At 65.5% G+C, this 16,568-nt stretch carries 13 protein-coding genes; 9 read left to right on the top strand and 4 right to left on the bottom strand.

From position 1 onward, the window contains the following. Window positions 1-165: 165 nt before the first annotated feature. The 4 genes from IVB24_RS13055 (at window position 166) to IVB24_RS13040 (ending at window position 7,401) form a co-directional block, all read left to right on the top strand. Complete coding sequence (locus tag IVB24_RS13055) at window positions 166-2,553, top strand: phosphoketolase family protein (protein WP_247773115.1); 2,388 nt, start codon at window positions 166-168, stop codon at window positions 2,551-2,553. Window positions 2,554-2,557: 4 nt separating this feature from the next. Beyond that, the gene (locus IVB24_RS13050) at window positions 2,558-3,754 is read left to right on the top strand and encodes an acetate/propionate family kinase (RefSeq protein ID WP_247773114.1); all 1,197 of its coding nucleotides are present in this window, start codon (window positions 2,558-2,560) and stop codon (window positions 3,752-3,754) included. 82 nt (window positions 3,755-3,836) lie between these two features. Beyond that, the gene (locus IVB24_RS13045) at window positions 3,837-5,765 is read left to right on the top strand and encodes a hypothetical protein (protein ID WP_247773113.1); all 1,929 of its coding nucleotides are present in this window, start codon (window positions 3,837-3,839) and stop codon (window positions 5,763-5,765) included. A gap of 10 nt (window positions 5,766-5,775) precedes the next feature. Beyond that, window positions 5,776-7,401, top strand: a complete 1,626-nt coding sequence (locus IVB24_RS13040) for a PEP/pyruvate-binding domain-containing protein (protein ID WP_247773112.1) — start codon at window positions 5,776-5,778, stop codon at window positions 7,399-7,401. Here the strand turns inward: IVB24_RS13040 and IVB24_RS13035 are convergent. Then, window positions 7,387-8,226, bottom strand: coding sequence for an RMD1 family protein (locus tag IVB24_RS13035; protein WP_247773111.1), 840 nt, complete (start codon window positions 8,224-8,226; stop codon window positions 7,387-7,389). The genes IVB24_RS13040 and IVB24_RS13035 overlap by 15 nt on opposite strands. Window positions 8,227-8,546: 320 nt before the next feature. On the opposite strand from IVB24_RS13035, the gene IVB24_RS13030 reads away from it, so the two are divergent. Continuing rightward, window positions 8,547-9,122 (top strand): glycosyl transferase, encoded by a 576-nt coding sequence (locus tag IVB24_RS13030; protein WP_247773110.1) that lies wholly within the window; start codon window positions 8,547-8,549, stop codon window positions 9,120-9,122. 63 nt (window positions 9,123-9,185) lie between these two features. After that, complete coding sequence (locus IVB24_RS13025; protein ID WP_247773109.1) at window positions 9,186-10,145, top strand: helix-turn-helix domain-containing GNAT family N-acetyltransferase; 960 nt, start codon at window positions 9,186-9,188, stop codon at window positions 10,143-10,145. A 179-nt stretch (window positions 10,146-10,324) separates the two neighbouring features. On the opposite strand, the gene moaB is transcribed toward IVB24_RS13025, so the two are convergent. Together moaB and IVB24_RS13015 are read right to left on the bottom strand one after the other, a co-directional pair. Beyond that, window positions 10,325-10,888 (bottom strand): molybdenum cofactor biosynthesis protein B, encoded by a 564-nt coding sequence (gene moaB, locus IVB24_RS13020; protein ID WP_247773108.1) that lies wholly within the window; start codon window positions 10,886-10,888, stop codon window positions 10,325-10,327. Between the two features lie 155 nt (window positions 10,889-11,043). Continuing rightward, window positions 11,044-11,976, bottom strand: a complete 933-nt coding sequence (locus IVB24_RS13015; RefSeq protein WP_247773107.1) for a neutral zinc metallopeptidase — start codon at window positions 11,974-11,976, stop codon at window positions 11,044-11,046. Here IVB24_RS13015 and IVB24_RS13010 point away from each other — a divergent pair. From IVB24_RS13010 to IVB24_RS13000, 3 genes are all read left to right on the top strand, one after another. Continuing rightward, window positions 11,975-12,187: a hypothetical protein gene (locus tag IVB24_RS13010; RefSeq protein ID WP_140477597.1), complete on the top strand. Its 213-nt coding sequence runs from the start codon at window positions 11,975-11,977 to the stop codon at window positions 12,185-12,187. The genes IVB24_RS13015 and IVB24_RS13010 overlap by 2 nt on opposite strands. A gap of 205 nt (window positions 12,188-12,392) precedes the next feature. Further along, the gene (locus IVB24_RS13005) at window positions 12,393-13,523 is read left to right on the top strand and encodes a site-specific DNA-methyltransferase (RefSeq protein WP_140477596.1); all 1,131 of its coding nucleotides are present in this window, start codon (window positions 12,393-12,395) and stop codon (window positions 13,521-13,523) included. Between the two features lie 256 nt (window positions 13,524-13,779). Then, window positions 13,780-14,466 carry a glutathione S-transferase family protein gene (locus IVB24_RS13000; RefSeq protein WP_166474331.1) on the top strand — a complete coding sequence of 229 codons (687 nt, stop codon included), beginning with the start codon at window positions 13,780-13,782 and terminating at the stop codon, window positions 14,464-14,466. Window positions 14,467-14,524: 58 nt separating this feature from the next. On the opposite strand, the gene IVB24_RS12995 is transcribed toward IVB24_RS13000, so the two are convergent. Beyond that, a complete protein-coding gene (locus IVB24_RS12995) occupies window positions 14,525-16,534 on the bottom strand; it encodes a HAMP domain-containing methyl-accepting chemotaxis protein (protein WP_247773106.1) in 2,010 nt (669 codons plus the stop codon). Window positions 16,535-16,568 lie beyond the last annotated feature (34 nt).

Raw genomic sequence — 16,568 nt, 5'->3', positions numbered from 1 at the left:
AAAATGGGAAAACAACCCCATGCACAGTAGCCGCCCAAATTTCGGGCTCGGCGGTTTGACCTCACGCAACATGCCCGTCGCAATGATCTCGTTTGATGCCGGCCAGGGATCAATCGTCGCGGAACAATGTTGGTGACGATCGCCGGGGTGAAGGTCAGCAGGAACATGACAAATCAACAACAATCGGCCGCGGCAAGCAGCAACCTCGACCTCCTCGATCGCTACTGGCGCGCCGCGAACTACCTCTCCGTCGGGCAAATCTATTTGCTCGACAATCCGCTGCTGCGCGAGCCCTTGCGCCCCGAGCACATCAAGCCGCGTTTGCTCGGCCATTGGGGCACGACGCCCGGCCTGAACTTCATCTACGCCCATCTCAACCGTGTCATCAGTGCACTCGATCTCAGCGTGCTCTATGTCTGCGGCCCCGGCCATGGCGGGCCGGGCATGGTCGCCAACACCTATCTGGAAGGCAGTTACAGCGAGATCTATCCCGACATTGCCCGCGACACGGACGGATTGCGCAAGCTGTTCAGGCAGTTCTCCTTCCCCGGCGGCATTCCGAGCCACGCGGCGCCGGAAACGCCGGGCTCGATCCACGAGGGCGGCGAGCTCGGCTACGCGCTGGTGCACGCCTATGGCGCGGCGCTGGACAATCCCGATTTGATCGTCGCCTGCGTGGTCGGCGACGGCGAGGCCGAGACCGGCCCGCTGGCTGCGTCCTGGCACTCCAACAAGTTCCTCAACCCCGCCCATGACGGCGCGGTACTGCCGATCCTGCACCTGAACGGCTACAAGATCGCCAATCCGACCGTGCTCGGGCGGATGCCCGACAGCGAGATCCGCGATCTGTTCCGCGGGTTCGGCCACGAGCCGCTATTTGTCGAGGGCGACGATCCCAAATTGATGCACCAGGCCATGGCGGATGCGCTCGATGTCGCGCTCGCCAGCATCCGCTCGATCCAGCAGCACGCCCGCGACGGCCGCAAGAGCGTCGAGCGGTCGCGCTGGCCGATGATCGTGCTGCGCAGCCCCAAGGGCTGGACAGGACCGAAGGAGGTCGACGGCAAGAAGGTCGAGGGTTTTTGGCGCGCACATCAGGTTCCCGTTGCCGGCTGCCGCGAGAATCCGGCACATCTCAAAATTCTCGAAGACTGGATGCGCAGCTACGAGCCGGAAAAGCTGTTCGACGAGAGCGGCGCGCTCATTCCAGAACTCCAGGCGCTCGCGCCCGAAGGTGTCAGGCGCATGGGCGCCAATCCACATGCCAATGGCGGGCTGCTGAAGAAGGAGCTGAAGCTGCCGGACTTCCGCAGCTTCGCCGTCGAGGTGCCGCGGCCCGGCGGCACCATTGGGGAAGCGACGCGCGAGCTCGGCAAATTCCTGCGCGACGTCATCCGCCTCAACGCAAAGGAACGCAACTTCCGCATCGTGGGCCCTGACGAAACCGCGTCAAACCGGCTGGATGCGGTGTTCGAGGAGACCGAGCGGGTCTGGATGGAGCCGATCGAGCCTTACGACGTGCATCTGGCGCAAGACGGCCGCGTCATGGAAGTCTTGAGCGAGCATCTCTGCCAGGGCTGGCTCGAAGGCTATCTGCTCACCGGCCGCCACGGCTTCTTCTCCTGCTACGAGGCTTTCATCCATATCGTCGACTCCATGTTCAACCAGCACGCCAAATGGCTGAAGGTGACGCGGCACCTGCCGTGGCGGCGCCCGATCGCATCGCTCAACTATCTCCTGACCTCGCATGTCTGGCGTCAGGACCATAACGGCTTCAGCCATCAGGATCCCGGCTTCGTCGATCTCGTCGCCAACAAGAAGGCCGATATCGTTCGTATCTACTTCCCGCCGGATGCCAACACGCTGCTGTGGATCGCCGACCACTGCCTGCGCACCTATAACCGCATCAACGTGATCGTTGCCGGCAAGCAGCCGGCGCCGCAATGGCTGTCGATGGAAGCAGCGGCCCCCCATTGCGATGCCGGCATCGGCATCTGGACCTGGGCCGGCACGGAGGACGCGAACAGCGAGCCCGACGTGGTGATGGCCTGCGCAGGCGACGTGCCGACACTGGAGACGCTCGCCGCCGTCGACCTCCTGCGCAAGGCGCTGCCCGACTTGAAGATCCGTGTCGTCAACGTCGTTGACCTGATGACGCTTCAGCCCAAGGAGCAGCATCCGCACGGTCTTTCCGATCGCGACTTCGACAGCCTGTTCACGCGCGACAAGCCGGTGGTGTTCGCCTATCACGGCTATCCCCACCTGATCCACCGGCTGACCTATAACCGCACCAACCATGCCGGCCTGCACGTGCGCGGCTTCATCGAAGAAGGCACCACGACCACGCCGTTCGACATGGTCGTGCTCAACGAACTCGATCGCTATCACCTCGCGATCGAGGCGATCGAACGGGTGCCGGGCCTTGCGACCAAAGCCGCGGCTGTGAAGCAGCAGTTCCGCGACGCGCTGATCGAACATTCGCGCTACATTCGCGAGCATGGCGAGGACATGCCTGAGATCCGCGACTGGGCCTGGCCGGGCAAGACGGGCTGACATCATGCCGGCATCGGCCTCAGTCCTCGTCCTCAACTCGGGATCGTCGAGCATCAAGTTCGGCCTGTTCGACATCTCGGCTGTTGAACCCAGCCTGCTCTGCAGCGGCCTGCTCGACGAGCACGAGGCCAAGCCCCGGCTCGCTGTGAAAAGCACCGGAGGCCACGTCCTGTTCGAGAAGAAGAGAGAAGCGTCGGATACGGACAGTGGCCACCTGTTCGCCGACGTGCTCGGATTCATCGAGGACCAATTCGGCAAGGGCTGCTTGCGTGCCGTCGGCCATCGCGTCGTTCATGGCGGTCCGGACTACTCGGGTCCGGTCGCACTGACCGAAGAGATCACCGCGAAGCTGGAGGCACTGACGCCGCTGGCGCCGTTGCATCAGCCTCGCTGCCTCGCGCCGGTCCGCACCATCCGAGCGATCCAGCCCGCGCTGGCGCAGATCGCCTGTTTCGATACCGCCTTTCATCACGGCCTCGCGCCGCCCGCGAGCCGCTTCGCCATCCCGCGGCGCTTCGAAGCACGCGGCCTCCGGCGCTACGGCTTCCACGGGCTGTCGTTTGAATATGTCGCGGGCCGCCTTGCCGGAACCGCGCCGGACCTCGCAGCCAGCCGCACGGTCATCGCTCATCTCGGCAATGGCGCGAGCCTGTGCGCGCTGCGCGATGGCCGCAGCGTCGACACCACGATGGGACTGACGCCGCTCGATGGCCTCGTGATGGGCACACGCTGCGGCACGATCGATCCCGGCGTGCTGCTCTATCTGCAACAGCACGAGAAGATGTCGGCCGAGGCGGTGCAGCACCTGCTCTATCACGAGTCCGGCCTGCTCGGCGTCTCCGGGCTTTCGTCCGATATGCGCACGCTGCTTGCAAGCCGCGAGGCCGCTGCGGGCGAGGCGATCGATCTCTTCACCTTCCGCGCGGCTCAGGAGATCGCCGTGATGTCGAACTCCCTTCAAGGGCTGGACTGCCTCGTGTTCACCGGCGGCATCGGCGAGCACAGCAAGGAAATCCGCAGCGCGATCGGCGAGCGGCTCGCATGGCTCGGCGTGCGCATCGATCCAGCGGCCAACGACGCAGCGCGCGAGCGCATCAACCAAAGCGGCAGCGCGGTCGACGTCTTCGTCATTCCCACCAACGAAGAGATCACCATCGCGCGCCACAGCGCCGCGCTGCTGCGCAAGCAGCCTACTGCATGACATTTTTATGAATGATCTGCCGCAATGAGGCGGCCGCAACTTCGCGGCATACAGACGGCATCAATCGCTGTGCGGATGGATCATGAAAACCCAGATCATCGAAGAGCTCGGACAGGGCGGCATCCTTCTGCCCGCTTTGGTGGCGGAAGGGCTTGCCGCCAACGACCGCATCAAGGTGCGCATGAGCGCGCTGCAGGCAGCAGTGAGCCATGCGCAGAACCCGGATCGTCCGGTCAGCGAGCTTGCGGTCGAGAGCCACGCCGCCGGGATCGCGCCTGCGGCGATCGCAACGCTGATCGGGGGCGCTCATCTGATCGGACCGTCGCGGCTCGCGGCCCCGAACCTCGCCAAGCTGATGAAGGAAATCCAGGACGACGCCGCGGCCATGATCCGGGCCGTCGGCGCCGGCGCGCCTTCGGAGGGGGAGAAGGCGAATGCGCGGCTGACGGCCGTGCGCAGTGCGGGCCTGCTCGATGCGACCAACGACATCGATCTCGCCCGCATTGCCCGTCTCACCGGCGTCACCGAGGCTGCCGGCGACAGTCTCCATCGCCTGGTGATGGATCTGCACAAGGCCCTGAACAAGCTCGCGTCGAGCTGCGCGGAGGAAACGCTCGACGGCGCCCATGTGTTCGGCCTGCACGGCGAAGATCGCAGCGCGGTCGAGGCCTTCATGAAGGGCCTCAACGAGACGCGCGGCCTGAAGTTCAACCATCCCGGCCTCGACACCATGGCGACCCGCTCGGGAGGAAAGTTGCTGATCCAGAATGACATCGGCACCACCGATGCCCATGTCGTGGTGATCGCGGTCAAGAAGAACGCGGTCACCGTCACCTACACCGACGTCCACCTGGCGCGGGCCAAGTTCTTCATCTCGCTGTTCGACAAATTCGAGGCGACCTGGAGCGGGCTCGACCGTCACACCGCCGCAGGCTTTGGCGACGACAACTCGTTCTATCTCGTCACCGGGCAGTTCCAGGCCTCTCATGCCGCCGATCGCAACGAATTCCTCACGGCCGTGGGCGGCGCACTGGTGTTCCTGATCGACTGGAACAAGGCGCGCAAGCTGTTGCGTACCTGGGTCGCCAAGGACGACGCGGCCACGATCCTGGAATGGGCGGCGCGTCACCGGATCGGACATCGCGGCTTCCTCGAGCTCGGCGGCAACGAGTTGCTGGGGTCCGCCGTCCGCAATGCCGCCCCCGCACGGATCGGCTTCGGCGAACGGCTCGACCAGGCGCTGGGCCGTACCGCAGCAATCGATTTCCTCAACGCGGCGCTGCGCGCCTCGACCGCAGCGCTGCTCACCGGGCGCTCGGTCAGGACGGTGCGCGACCAAATCGAGGCCGACCTGGTGCGACACCTGGAGCGCGTCGATGGCGCCCTGCTTGCCGCCGTGCTGCGCCAGATCGGATTGGCCCATGATGTTGTCGCGGCGATCTCTCGTCATATTGACGCGCTTCGGGTCGGCCGGCCTGCCGATCCGACGCTGCTGGCGCGACGCTGCGGCGCGATCGAGCAGAAGGCGGATCGCATCGCGCTCGAAACCCGCAAGGAGATCGACCGGCTCAACGCCCGGCCGACGATCGGGCAATTGATCGATCGGGCCGAGGAAGCCGTCGACGAGCTGGAACAGGCGGCCTTCATTGCCTCCCTCATGCCGGATCGGACGGACCCGTCGCTGCTGACCGCGCTCGCTGAACTCTGCGCGGTCGCGATGACCGCGACCGAGGTCGCGGCCAGCGGGATCGCCGCAGCGACCGACGTGCCGGAAGGACGGCGCGCGGATTCCGAGGATGCGCTGTCCGCGGTGACCCGGCTGATCGATGCCGAACATGCCGCGGACAGCCTGGAGCGCGCGACGACTGCCCTGGTGTTCGGCGGCGGCTTCGACGTCGCGACCTCGCTCTCGGTACTCGAGCTCGCACGTGCGATCGAGCGCGCCACCGATCGTTTCGCCGGCTTCGGCCACCTGTTGCGCCGTCACATCATGATCGATCTCGCAGCTTAGGGGAAACACCATGCATATCGTGCGTATCGGCGCCGGCGCGACGGCGTTGCATTCCGCCGAAGAGATCGGCGCCAAGGCCGCGAACCTCGCCCGGATGGCCGCGCTGGGCCTGCCGGTGCCGCCCGCTTTCGTGCTGCCGGTCAAGCTGTGTGCGGACATCATCTCCCGCCACGCCCACGCCGAACATCGTCTGCGCGACGGGCTCAAGGAAGGAATTGCGTTCCTGGAAGACTCGACCGGCAAGCGCTTCGGCGACCGACGGCAGCCGCTGCTGGTCTCGGTCCGCTCGGGTGCCGCCCGATCGATGCCGGGCATGCTCGACACCGTCCTCAATGTCGGCTGCACGCCGGATGCCGTGCACGGCCTGATTAGAGCGACCGGCCGGCCAAGGCTCGCCTGGGACTGCCGGCGCCGCTTCCTGGAGAGTTTCGGCGAAACCGTGCTCGGATTGGACGCCGACGCATTCGCCGTCCGCATCGCCGAACTGGTCGGAGCCGAAGGCGCCGACAGCGATCGCGAGCTCGACAGCGAGGCGCTGGAGCGGCTTGCCGGCGACGAACAGGTGCTGGTCGAGGATCGCGCCGATGGCTGGCTCGACGATGCGGTCGGCCAGCTCGAGGCGGCAGCACAGGCCGTCTACCGGTCCTGGATGAGCGAGCGAGCCCAGACCTACCGGAAGCTCCAGCAGCTGGAAGAACTCCAGGGCACCGCGGTCACGGTACAGGCGATGGTGTTCGGCAATGGCGGGCGGGCCTCCGGCGCCGGCGTCGCCTTCTCGCGCGATCCTTCGACGGGAGCACCACGCCCGATGATCGATCTCGTGCTCGATGCGCAGGGCGAGGACGTCGTGTCCGGCCGCCGCGCGCCTGATACGGCCGACGCGATCGCGCGCGCATTGCCGCGAACCGAAGCCGAGCTTGCCGACATTCTGAAGCAGCTCGAGCGCGAGTTCACCGACGTCCAGGACGTCGAATTTACCGTCGAGGACGGCAAGCTCTGGATCCTCCAGACCCGGGCCGCCAAGCGCACCCCGCGCGCCGCGGTGAGGATCGCGATTGACCTCGTGCATGAAGGTCTGATCGCGGAGGACGAGGCCCTGAGGCGCATCAAGGACATTGATCTCGCCGGGCTCACGGAGACCAGGCTGGTTTCTCCCGGCAAGCCCGCAACCGCCGGCGTCGGAGCCTCCGGCGGCATCGGCATCGGACGCGCGGCGTTCGATTCCGAAAGCGCCCAGCGGCTATCGGCAGCGGGCGAGCCGGTCATCCTGCTGCGTCCCGATACCAGCACTGCCGATGTCGCAGGCTTTGCGCTGGCGGCGGGCATCGTCACGGCGGTCGGCGCGCGGACCTCGCATGCAGCGCTGGTGGCGCGCCAGATGGGCAAGCCTTGCGTGGTGGGCTGCCGCGAATTGAAGATCGATCCCGTCGCGAGGCGGGCTCAGCTCGCCGGTGCCCTGCTGTGCGAGGACGAATGGGTCACGATCGACGGCGATGCCGGAGAGCTTCATCTCGGACGCTGCGAGACGGTCGAGACGCGGCCCGAGGCCGAGCTTGCCGAGATCGCCGCGTGGCATTCGCGGTCCGACCTGCACAAGCGCCGCCCGCGCGCGGCAAGCGGCTCAGTGAGTCCCTGATAAGATCTGAAAACACCCGATCGCGACCTCGATCACGATCAGCACGACGACCGCGATCTCCAGGCGGAGCGAGCGCTGGGTGTCGATGATGTCGGTCAGCGCGTTGGCCGTCTCCGACACCGCGGAGAGCTTGCGCTCGAGCGTGTCGAGACGTTCTTTCAGCTCGTACTCGTCCTCGAGGCGCGAATAGAGCCGGTCGAGTTCGGGCTTCTCCCAGAGCACATCGGGCTTCTCGGCGATCGCGACGCGGCCGGCGACGCGCTGCTGCACCAGCAGTGCATTGCCGATCAATCGCAGGATGCCCTTGCGACGGCGCGGCGTGCGGCCGTGCTCGGCGAGCTCCCGGGCAAACGGCTCGATCACATCGAACACCGCGGCGACGCGGCGCTCGTCGCGCGCCAGCGACGTGCTCTTGGCGAGCGCATCCGCAACCAGCAACAGTCGGTCGTCGGAGAATTTGGCGAGGCAGATCGGCCCGCCCGGCTGGATCACCTCGGCGGTTTCGTCCTTGCACAGCTGTGCCTGCGCGATCTCCTCCTCATACGGGCTGAGCTCGCCGACCACCCGCGGCTTCAGGCCATCGATCAGCACCTTCTCCTCGGACGGAAGCAGCCCGATCAGCACCACGACGCCGTAGCGGAAGACCACGGCAAGACCGGCATGGACGCGGAAGGCGGCGGGCGACGACGAGACCAGCGTGCCGATCTCGAGGCCGGAGGCGTTGATGCGGTCGCCCAGCATCAGCGCGCGGATCCGCAAGGTCGGCGCAGCCTCCGGCTTCGGCGACGCCGACGCCGTGCCGACAGCGAGTTGATCGGAATTCATGGGAAGCCTCCGCCGGCACCAAAGTCACACATTTGCCGTTCGAACCTTTCTTGCAAGGCGCGCCCTCCTGCAGGAGCCAACCCCGCGCCGCACAATGTCGCCGTGAAACTCCGGGTTAATACTCTCGGGACGAGCTTGTGCCGAAACATTCGGCAACATCGCCAACCTGCGCATGACACATTTGGCTGAGATGACTGACTGCGGTTTACCATCGCACGCCGAAGCGCCGCCGGAAAGTTGCACTCGGCAACGCCACGTGTTTATGACAACATCGTCATAAGCTACGCTTCTCCCGAAGTGCGGACATTGAAGCCTCAATCATGCTGAGCGTCATCATTCCGACCGAAGGCGTCGAGCAGACCGCGGTGGCGACATTGGCCGCGCTGGTCCCGGGGGCCGCCGCCGGAATCATCCGGGAGGTGCTCCTGGTCGACGGCACCCGCAACGGCGTCATCGAGCGGGTTGCCGACGTCGCAGGCTGCCGTTTCGTCGGCTTCGAGGGTTCCTCACAAGGCGCTGCGCTCGCGGCCGGCGCGCTCCAGGCGCGCTCGCCCTGGCTGATGTTCCTGCCTGCCGGCGCCGTGCTGGAAACCGGCTGGATCGAGGAAACTACCCAGTTCATCCAGGTCGTCGCGAGCAGCGGACGGGACCGTGCCGCCGTGTTCCGCTATGCGCGCTCGCCTTACGCCGATACTGGATTGCGCGACATCCTCCGGGCCGTGGTGCGCGGGCTGATCGGGCCTTTCGGCGATCAGGGCCTTTTGATTGCGCGTGATCATTACGATCGCATCGGCGGATACCCGCCGCAGGCCCGCCGCTCCGAGGCACGGCTGCTCCGGCGGCTCGGCCGCTCGTCCCGGACCATGCTGCGCAGCCGGATCGTCATGGTCGCCTGAAGCCATCTCATACTTGCCAAAGTCAAGCAATTAATTGACAATGGCAAATATCGAGGTGCCCTCATGCCATCAAGCCCTTCCCCATCAGCCATTGCGACCGAACAGGTTGCCGACGATCGCATCGCAGCGGTCCGCGCCTTCAACCGCTTCTATACCCGCAAGCTCGGCGTGCTCGACCAGCATCTTGGAAAGAGCCCGTTTTCGCTCAGCGAGGCCCGCGTGCTCTACGAACTCGCGCATCGCGACGAGCTGGCGGCAAAGGAGATCGGAAACGAGCTTGGCCTCGACCCCGGTTATCTCAGCCGCATCGTGCAAAGTTTCGAGGAAAAGGGGCTGATCACGCGAAAGCCTCTGCCCGCAGATCGCAGGCAATACCAGCTCAGCCTCACTGCCAAGGGCCGCCAGGCCTACGCCAAGCTGAACCTGAGCTCGCAAAGCGAGGTCGCCGCGATGCTGGTGCAGCTTTCGGCCGAGGATGCAACGCGGCTGACGCAGGCGATGGCGACCATCGAGGCCGTGCTGGAGCGACGTCGAACCCAGCCCGCGGCTGTCATGCTGCGCAGCCATCGCGTCGGCGACATGGGCTGGGTCATCTCCAAGCAGGCCGCCGCCTATGCCGCGGACTACCATTGGGACATCAGCTACGAGGCGCTGGTCGCCGAGATCTGCGCTCAATTCATCAAGAATTACGACGCCGCACGCGAGCACTGCTGGATCGCGGAAGTGGGTGGTGAGCCGGTCGGCTCGATCTTCCTGGTCAAGGCCACCGACGAGATCGCCAAGCTCCGCCTGTTGCAGGTGGAGAAGAAAGCGCGGGGTCTCGGCGTCGGCCGCGCGCTGGTCGAGCAATGCATCCAGGGCGCTCGTGAGCGGGGCTACAGCAGGATGACGCTGTGGACGCAGAGCATTCTGGTGGCTGCACGCGGCGTCTACAAAAGTGCCGGCTTCGAGCTAGTGGCGACCGAGCCGCATCGGAGCTTCGGGCAGGATTTGATCGGAGAGACCTGGGAGCGCGATCTCTGATCACCACGGGTGAGATGCGCATGACAGCGCCCTCGCTCCTTGTGGGAGGGGGCAGCAATGCCGGCGGACACGAACTCGCTAGGATGAGGGGTATCTCTCGGCGCATTCCGTGCCGAGAGATACCCCTCATCCGGCGCTTCGCGCCACCTTCTCCCACAGGTGGAGAAGGGAGAAAGCAATCACACCGTCGCGCCTTGCGCCTTCGGCCTTCGCAGATGCTCATCCAGCCGCGGCATGATCTCGACGAAATTGCAGGGGCGCGTGCGGTAGTCGAGCTGAGCGGCCAGGATGCCGTCCCAGCCGTCGCGGCAGGCGCCGGGGGAGCCTGGCAGGCAGAAGATGTAGGTCGCGCCCGCGACGCCGGCGGTGGCGCGGCTCTGGATCGTCGAGGTCCCGATCTTGGCGTGGCTCAGCATGTGGAAGGCGATCGAGAAACCGTCCATGCGCTTTTCGAACAGCGGCTCGATCGCCTCGGGTGTGACGTCGCGTCCCGTAAAACCGGTGCCGCCGGTGGTGATGATGACGTCGATTCCACCATCCGCGATCCAGCGGCGAATGATGGCGCGGATCGCCTCGACATCGTCGGTAACGATCTCGCGCGCGGCGAGGCGATGGCCAGCCGCGGCGAGGCGGTCGGCGAGCGTCTGCCCGGACTTATCATCCGCGAGCGCACGTGTATCGGACACGGTAAGCACCGCGATGTCGAGCGGGATGAACTGTTTTGCTTCGTCGATGGAGGCCATGGCGTCTCTCGTGTACCGGACAAGGCGCGGCGATCAGCGCCGCACCTCAGAGCCGGGCCCCATTTCAGAGGTTTGGGAAACCGGCATTGTGGGCCCCGCCTCTGCAGCGCAACGCTGAAGAAAGCGCTGCGCTGCGTCCGGGGCACGTGACCGCCTTACTGCCCGCCACCAAACGTATTGCAGGCCTGGACCGTGCCCTGCTGGTAGCCGGTCATGAACCACTGCTTGCGCTGCGCGGCCGAGCCGTGGGTGAAGGAGTCAGGCACGACGCGTCCCGTGGACTGGCGCTGCAGCGTGTCGTCGCCGATCGCGCTTGCCGTGGTCAGCGCGGCATCGATGTCGCCGGGCTCGAGGAAGTTCGGACGCTTCTTCGCCTCGCGGTTGACCCAGACGCCGGACAGGCAATCGGCCTGCAATTCGACCTTCACCTGAAGCGCGTTGGCCTCCGCCTTCGAGCCGGCCTGCTTCTGCAGCCGCGTCACGCGCGGAATGATGCCGAGCAGGTTTTGGATGTGGTGGCCGGCTTCATGCGCGATGATGTAGGCGGTGGTGAAATTGCAGGCGGACTTGCCGGAGCAGCCGCGGAAGCGCGTCTCGACCTCGCGGAAGAACGAGGTGTCGAGAAAGATGGTGCGATCCGGCGGACAATAGAACGGCCCCATCGCCGACTCTGCCCGGCCGCAGCGGCCGCCATTGGTGACGTTGCGGAACAGCACGACCTTCGGACCGGTATAGTTCTGGCCGCTGGCCTGGAAGATCTCGCTCCAGCGGTCGTCGATCTCGCCGAGTATGCCGGCGATCATGCTACCCATCTCGTCGGTCGGCGCGCCGCGCTTGGCGGAGGTCGACTGGCGATCGGTCTGGTAGGAAGGCGCCTGGCCGCCGCCGGTGAGAATCTCGGCGCCGCCGATCAGGATGCGCGGATCGATGCCGAACGCATAGCCGACAAGGCCGAGCACGATGATGGTGCCGATGCCGAGCCCGCCGCCGCCCATCGGCAGGCCAAACCCGCCTCCGCCACCGCCGCCGCCACCATCGTCGCGACGATCCTCGATATCGTCGCTGCGGCGGAAATCATCGTAACGCATGGCGGCCTTCCCCTCGGGGTCCCTGGTTCAAGTTCGTCGGGCGCAACAGCGCGAAAGCTCAACGCGCCACACAGGTAAAATTTCCGTTGCCTTTATCAATATCGTGGCCGGCAAAAATTGCCTAGTGCGACAGCCCGTCGATGCCAGCAATATTTTCCTGGCATCCAGCAATTTTTTCCGAGAGAAATTTCCGGCCTTTTTGAAGCCATGATTGCTTCAGCGACCCACGCAAACGCAGAATCCCCCGTAAAATGCAGCGATTGCGCGCGACGGCATGCACGCAGAACGCGATGCGAGGCCTGCTCACGAAAACAGCGGGTTAAGTCGATTTTTACTTTGCCGCTTCAATGTAACGGTCAGTCGGTTGTTTGGTCCCGCGTCGCCGACAGCGTCGCCTGAGTCAGAGTTCTTGAGTCATGGTAGAGTCGCGTCGCGGGGCGTCTGCAAGGGCGCCCCGCACAAATTTCGAGTCCGCATCGCATCGCATCATTCTCGGCGATTGCGTCGCCGAGATGTCGAAGCTTCAGGCTGGTTCGGTCGACCTCGTGTTCGCCGATCCGCCCTACAATCTCCAGCTCAAGGGCGATCTCAAGCGCCCCGACGAATCCCACGTCGACGCCGTCGACGACGACTGGGACAAGTTCGATTCATTCTCCGCCTATGACGATTTCACCCGCGCCTGGCTGCTGGCCGCCCGCCGTGCGATGAAGCCGTCGGCGACGATCTGGGTGATCGGCTCCTATCACAACATCTTCCGCGTCGGCGCGATCATGCAGGATCTCGGCTTCTGGCTCCTGAACGACATCGTCTGGCGCAAGTCGAACCCGATGCCGAATTTCCGCGGCCGCCGCTTCACCAACGCGCACGAGACCATGATCTGGGCCGCGCGCGACGAAAAAGCCAAGGGCTACACGTTCAATTACGAAGCGCTGAAGGCCGCGAACGAGGACGTGCAGGCACGGTCCGACTGGCTGATCCCGCTCTGCACCGGCGAGGAGCGCCTCAAGGGCGCCGACGGCAAGAAGGTGCATCCGACACAGAAGCCCGAAGGCCTGCTCGCGCGCGTGCTGCTGTCCTCGTCGAAGCCCGGCGACCTCGTGATCGATCCCTTCAACGGCACCGGCACCACCGGCGCCGTCGCCAAGCGCCTCGGTCGCTCCTATATCGGCTTCGAGCGCGACAAGACCTATGCCAAGGCCGCCGAAGCCCGCATCGCCGCGGTCGAGCCGTTGCCGGAGGCGAGCCTCGCCCCGTTCATGACCGCGCGCGAAGCGCCGCGGGTCGCGTTCTCCGAACTGATCGAGCGCGGCATGATCATGCCCGGCACGAAGCTGTTCGACGCCAAGAAGAAGCTCGGCGCGTTGGTCCGTGCCGATGGCGCCATCATGTTCGGCGACAAGGTCGGCTCGATCCACCGCATCGGCGCCGTGGCGCAGGGCGCGCAGGCCTGCAACGGCTGGACCTTCTGGCACGTCGAGACCAAGAAGGGCCTCAAGCTGATCGACGAACTCCGCGCCGAAATCCGCGCCGGCATGGCGGCGGGCTAATCGGGCCGTTCTCGTCGGGGGCAAAGGCGCGAAGCGCCGAGCCCCAGCATCTCTCCCGAGGACGTCGCGCCTGGAAGCCGTCGGCGCGGTGATGGTCCTTACGGCGGCGATCGGCCTTTGTTACACCGGCTGATCTGCGCAGCGCGCAGGTGCCGCCCGGCAAACTCGCCGGTTGCTCTCCCGACGGGTTCAGGCAAGAGAGGCAGTGCGGCAACCGCGCTGTACTCGCACCTCGTAACAAACACTGGGGAGATCGATGCTCAAATTCTATTTCAACGGCTCGCCGAACCCGACCAAGGTCGCGCTTTTCCTGGAAGAGGCCGGCCTGCCCTTCGAGCCCGTGAAGGTCGACACCCGCAAGGGCGAGCAGTTCACGCCCGACTATCTGAAGGTCAATCCGAACGGCAAGGTGCCGGCGATCGACGACAATGGCACCATCGTGTTCGACTCGAACGCCATCCTGCTCTATCTCGCCGAGAAGACGGGCAAGTTCCTGCCCGCCGCCAGCGTGCGCGGCGAGACGCTGTCCTGGCTGATGTTCATCGCCACCGGCGTCGGGCCCTATTCGGGTCAGGCGGTGCACTTCAAGCACTTTGCTCCGAAGGACCAGAACCACGACTACGCCCATAACCGCTACCAGTACGAGACCGATCGCCACTACAGGATTCTCGACGCTCATCTCGAAGGCCGCAGCTACATGGTCGGCGACAGCTATTCGATCGTCGACATGGCGCTGTGGGGCTGGGCGCGGATGCTGCCGTTCAAGCTCGGCGACGACGCCTTCGCGCGCTACCCGAACGTGAAGCGGCTGGTCGACGAGATCTCGGCGCGCCCGGCGGCGGCGCGTGCGATCGCGCTGAAGGACAAGTTCAGCTTCAAGGCGGAGATGGACGACGAGGCGCGCGCCAACATGTTCAAGCACATGGCGACCAAGGTCGCCTGATCGGACCGCGCCGGTCTTCGAGGCCACGCGCATGCGCGTGGCCTTTTGCGTTTGAGACTCAGGCGGCGTGGACCGAATTCAGGAACTTGGCCACTTCCTGCTTCAGCCGGTTGCTGTCGGCCGACAGCGAGCGCGCTGCCGACAACACCTGCGATGAGGCCGATCCGGTTTCGGAGGCGCCGCGCTGCACGTCGCCGATGTTGGACGATACCCTCTGCGTGCCATGGGCCGCCTGCTGGACGTTGCGGGAAATCTCCTGCGTCGCCGCGCCCTGCTGCTCCACGGCGGCCGCGACCGTCGACGAAATCTCCGATAGCCGCTCGATGGTCCCGCTGATCTCCTTGATGGACCCGACCGATTCTGCCGTCGCGGCCTGGATGCCGGAAACCTGCTGAGCGATCTCACCGGTGGCCTTCGCGGTCTGCTCGGCGAGCGCCTTGACCTCGGAGGCGACCACGGCAAAGCCGCGGCCTGCATCGCCCGCGCGCGCCGCCTCGATGGTGGCGTTCAGGGCCAGCAGGTTGGTCTGGCCGGCGATCGTGCTGATCAGTTCGACCACGTCGCCAATCCGCGCGGCGGCCTTGGAGAGCGCGCCGACGCGGTCATTGGTCCTGCTCGCCTGACCGACGGCCTCAACCGCGATACGGGCGGATTCCTGCACCTGGCGGGCGATCTCCGACACCGAGGAGGAGAGTTCCTCGGTTGCCGAGGCGACCGCCTGCACATTGGCCGAAGCCTCCTGCGAGGCGCTGGCGACCTCCGTCGACAGGTCCTGGGCCCGCGAGGCGGTCGTGGTGAGAGTGCCGGCGGAGGCCTCGAGCTCGTTCGAGGCCGACGACACCGTGTTCACGATCTCGCCGACCGCCTGCTCGAACTGGTCGGCCAGCCTGACCATGTCCTTCTTGCGGCTCTCGGCCTGCCGCGCCTCGAGCTCGGACTGCTCGGCGCGCATGCGTTCGGTGTCGATCATGTTGTCCTTGAACACCTGGATCGCCTTGGCCATGTCGCCGATCTCGTCAGCCTTGCCGCGACCGGGGATCTCGACCGCGAGATTGCCGCCGGCAATCAGCCCCATCGCGCGCGTCATCGAGGTCAGAGGACCGACGATGCTGCGGGCGATCAGGAAAGCGACGATGCCGCCGAACAGGATGGCGAGGCCGCCGGCGACCTCCTGAATGGTCGTCGTGCCGGCGATAACGGCTTCGGCTTCACTGCGCGAGCCCTGATAGTCCTTCTTCAGGGTCGTTTCCGCGGCCTTGAGCCTGCCGATGCTGCCGACGATGAGGGGCGCGAGGTCCTTGTGGTAGATTTCGTCCGCCTGGAGCATCGCGGCGGAGGTCGACTCGAACGCGGATTTGTAGATTCCGAGCGAGGTCTTCACCGGCGCGAGCGTGGATCGCAATTCCGTCGCCTGCGGGCTCTTTTCGAGAGCTGCGAGCCGCTGCGCCGCCCTGTCTACGCTCGCCCTGAAATTCGCCGGCCCCTGCGCGTCGCGCAGCGCCAGGAAGCGCCAGTTTGCCACCCGAACGAGGAGGGTCCTGGATTCGAGGTCAGCGACGAGGGCCGCGGTATCTTCGTCGACGGCTGCGCGCGCCGCATCGACCAGCTTGCCCATCTTGACGGCCAGTTCCTCACCGCTCGGCAGCAGGGTCGCCTTGCCCGTTCGCGCCTCGTTGACGGCGTCGCCGAGATTGTCACGCAAGCGTCGCATCTTGGCGATGTCGTCGATGAGACCGCTATAGAGCGCTCGCCGCTCCTCGGAGGCCGTTCCCTTCGCACCGACTCGCAACAGCTCGGTTGCGGCGTTCTCCCGCTCCAGCGCCTCTTTCATCGCGGATTCGTCGGCATCGTAGACGTATCGCAGATTGGCGCGCTGGATCGCCTGAAGATGGGTCGAAATCTCCAACACCCGCGCCGTGCTGTCCGAGAGCGCGGATTGTCTTGCAACCTGCTCCTGCACCGCCCGCAAATTCCAGACGGCAACCACCGCCATCACGAGACCAACCACCACCAAGGCCGTGAAGCCTGCGTACAGGCGTCCCCTGATCCGCAAACGAAACTTCGGCATTCCCACTGTCCACCAAGATGCATTTCACTTCGAG

The organism is Bradyrhizobium sp. 192 (assembly GCF_023100965.1).
Lineage (GTDB): Bacteria > Pseudomonadota > Alphaproteobacteria > Rhizobiales > Xanthobacteraceae > Bradyrhizobium > Bradyrhizobium symbiodeficiens.
Note: the sequence above shows the minus strand (reverse complement) of the source record. Positions and strands in the feature narration are given on the sequence as shown.

Bases quoted from the DNA above. Each gene is read 5' to 3' on its own strand.
- IVB24_RS13055 (WP_247773115.1), top strand. From the start codon at position 166: ATGACAAATCAACAACAATCGGCCGCGGCAAGCAGCAACCTCGACCTC.
- IVB24_RS13050 (WP_247773114.1), top strand. From the start codon at position 2,558: ATGCCGGCATCGGCCTCAGTCCTCGTCCTCAACTCGGGATCGTCGAGC.
- IVB24_RS13045 (WP_247773113.1), top strand. From the start codon at position 3,837: ATGAAAACCCAGATCATCGAAGAGCTCGGACAGGGCGGCATCCTTCTG.
- IVB24_RS13040 (WP_247773112.1), top strand. From the start codon at position 5,776: ATGCATATCGTGCGTATCGGCGCCGGCGCGACGGCGTTGCATTCCGCC.
- IVB24_RS13035 (WP_247773111.1), bottom strand. From the start codon at position 8,226: ATGAATTCCGATCAACTCGCTGTCGGCACGGCGTCGGCGTCGCCGAAG.
- IVB24_RS13030 (WP_247773110.1), top strand. From the start codon at position 8,547: ATGCTGAGCGTCATCATTCCGACCGAAGGCGTCGAGCAGACCGCGGTG.
- IVB24_RS13025 (WP_247773109.1), top strand. From the start codon at position 9,186: ATGCCATCAAGCCCTTCCCCATCAGCCATTGCGACCGAACAGGTTGCC.
- moaB (WP_247773108.1), bottom strand. From the start codon at position 10,888: ATGGCCTCCATCGACGAAGCAAAACAGTTCATCCCGCTCGACATCGCG.
- IVB24_RS13010 (WP_140477597.1), top strand. From the start codon at position 11,975: ATGGCGGCCTTCCCCTCGGGGTCCCTGGTTCAAGTTCGTCGGGCGCAA.
- IVB24_RS13015 (WP_247773107.1), bottom strand. From the start codon at position 11,976: ATGCGTTACGATGATTTCCGCCGCAGCGACGATATCGAGGATCGTCGC.
- IVB24_RS13005 (WP_140477596.1), top strand. From the start codon at position 12,393: ATGGTAGAGTCGCGTCGCGGGGCGTCTGCAAGGGCGCCCCGCACAAAT.
- IVB24_RS13000 (WP_166474331.1), top strand. From the start codon at position 13,780: ATGCTCAAATTCTATTTCAACGGCTCGCCGAACCCGACCAAGGTCGCG.
- IVB24_RS12995 (WP_247773106.1), bottom strand. From the start codon at position 16,534: ATGCCGAAGTTTCGTTTGCGGATCAGGGGACGCCTGTACGCAGGCTTC.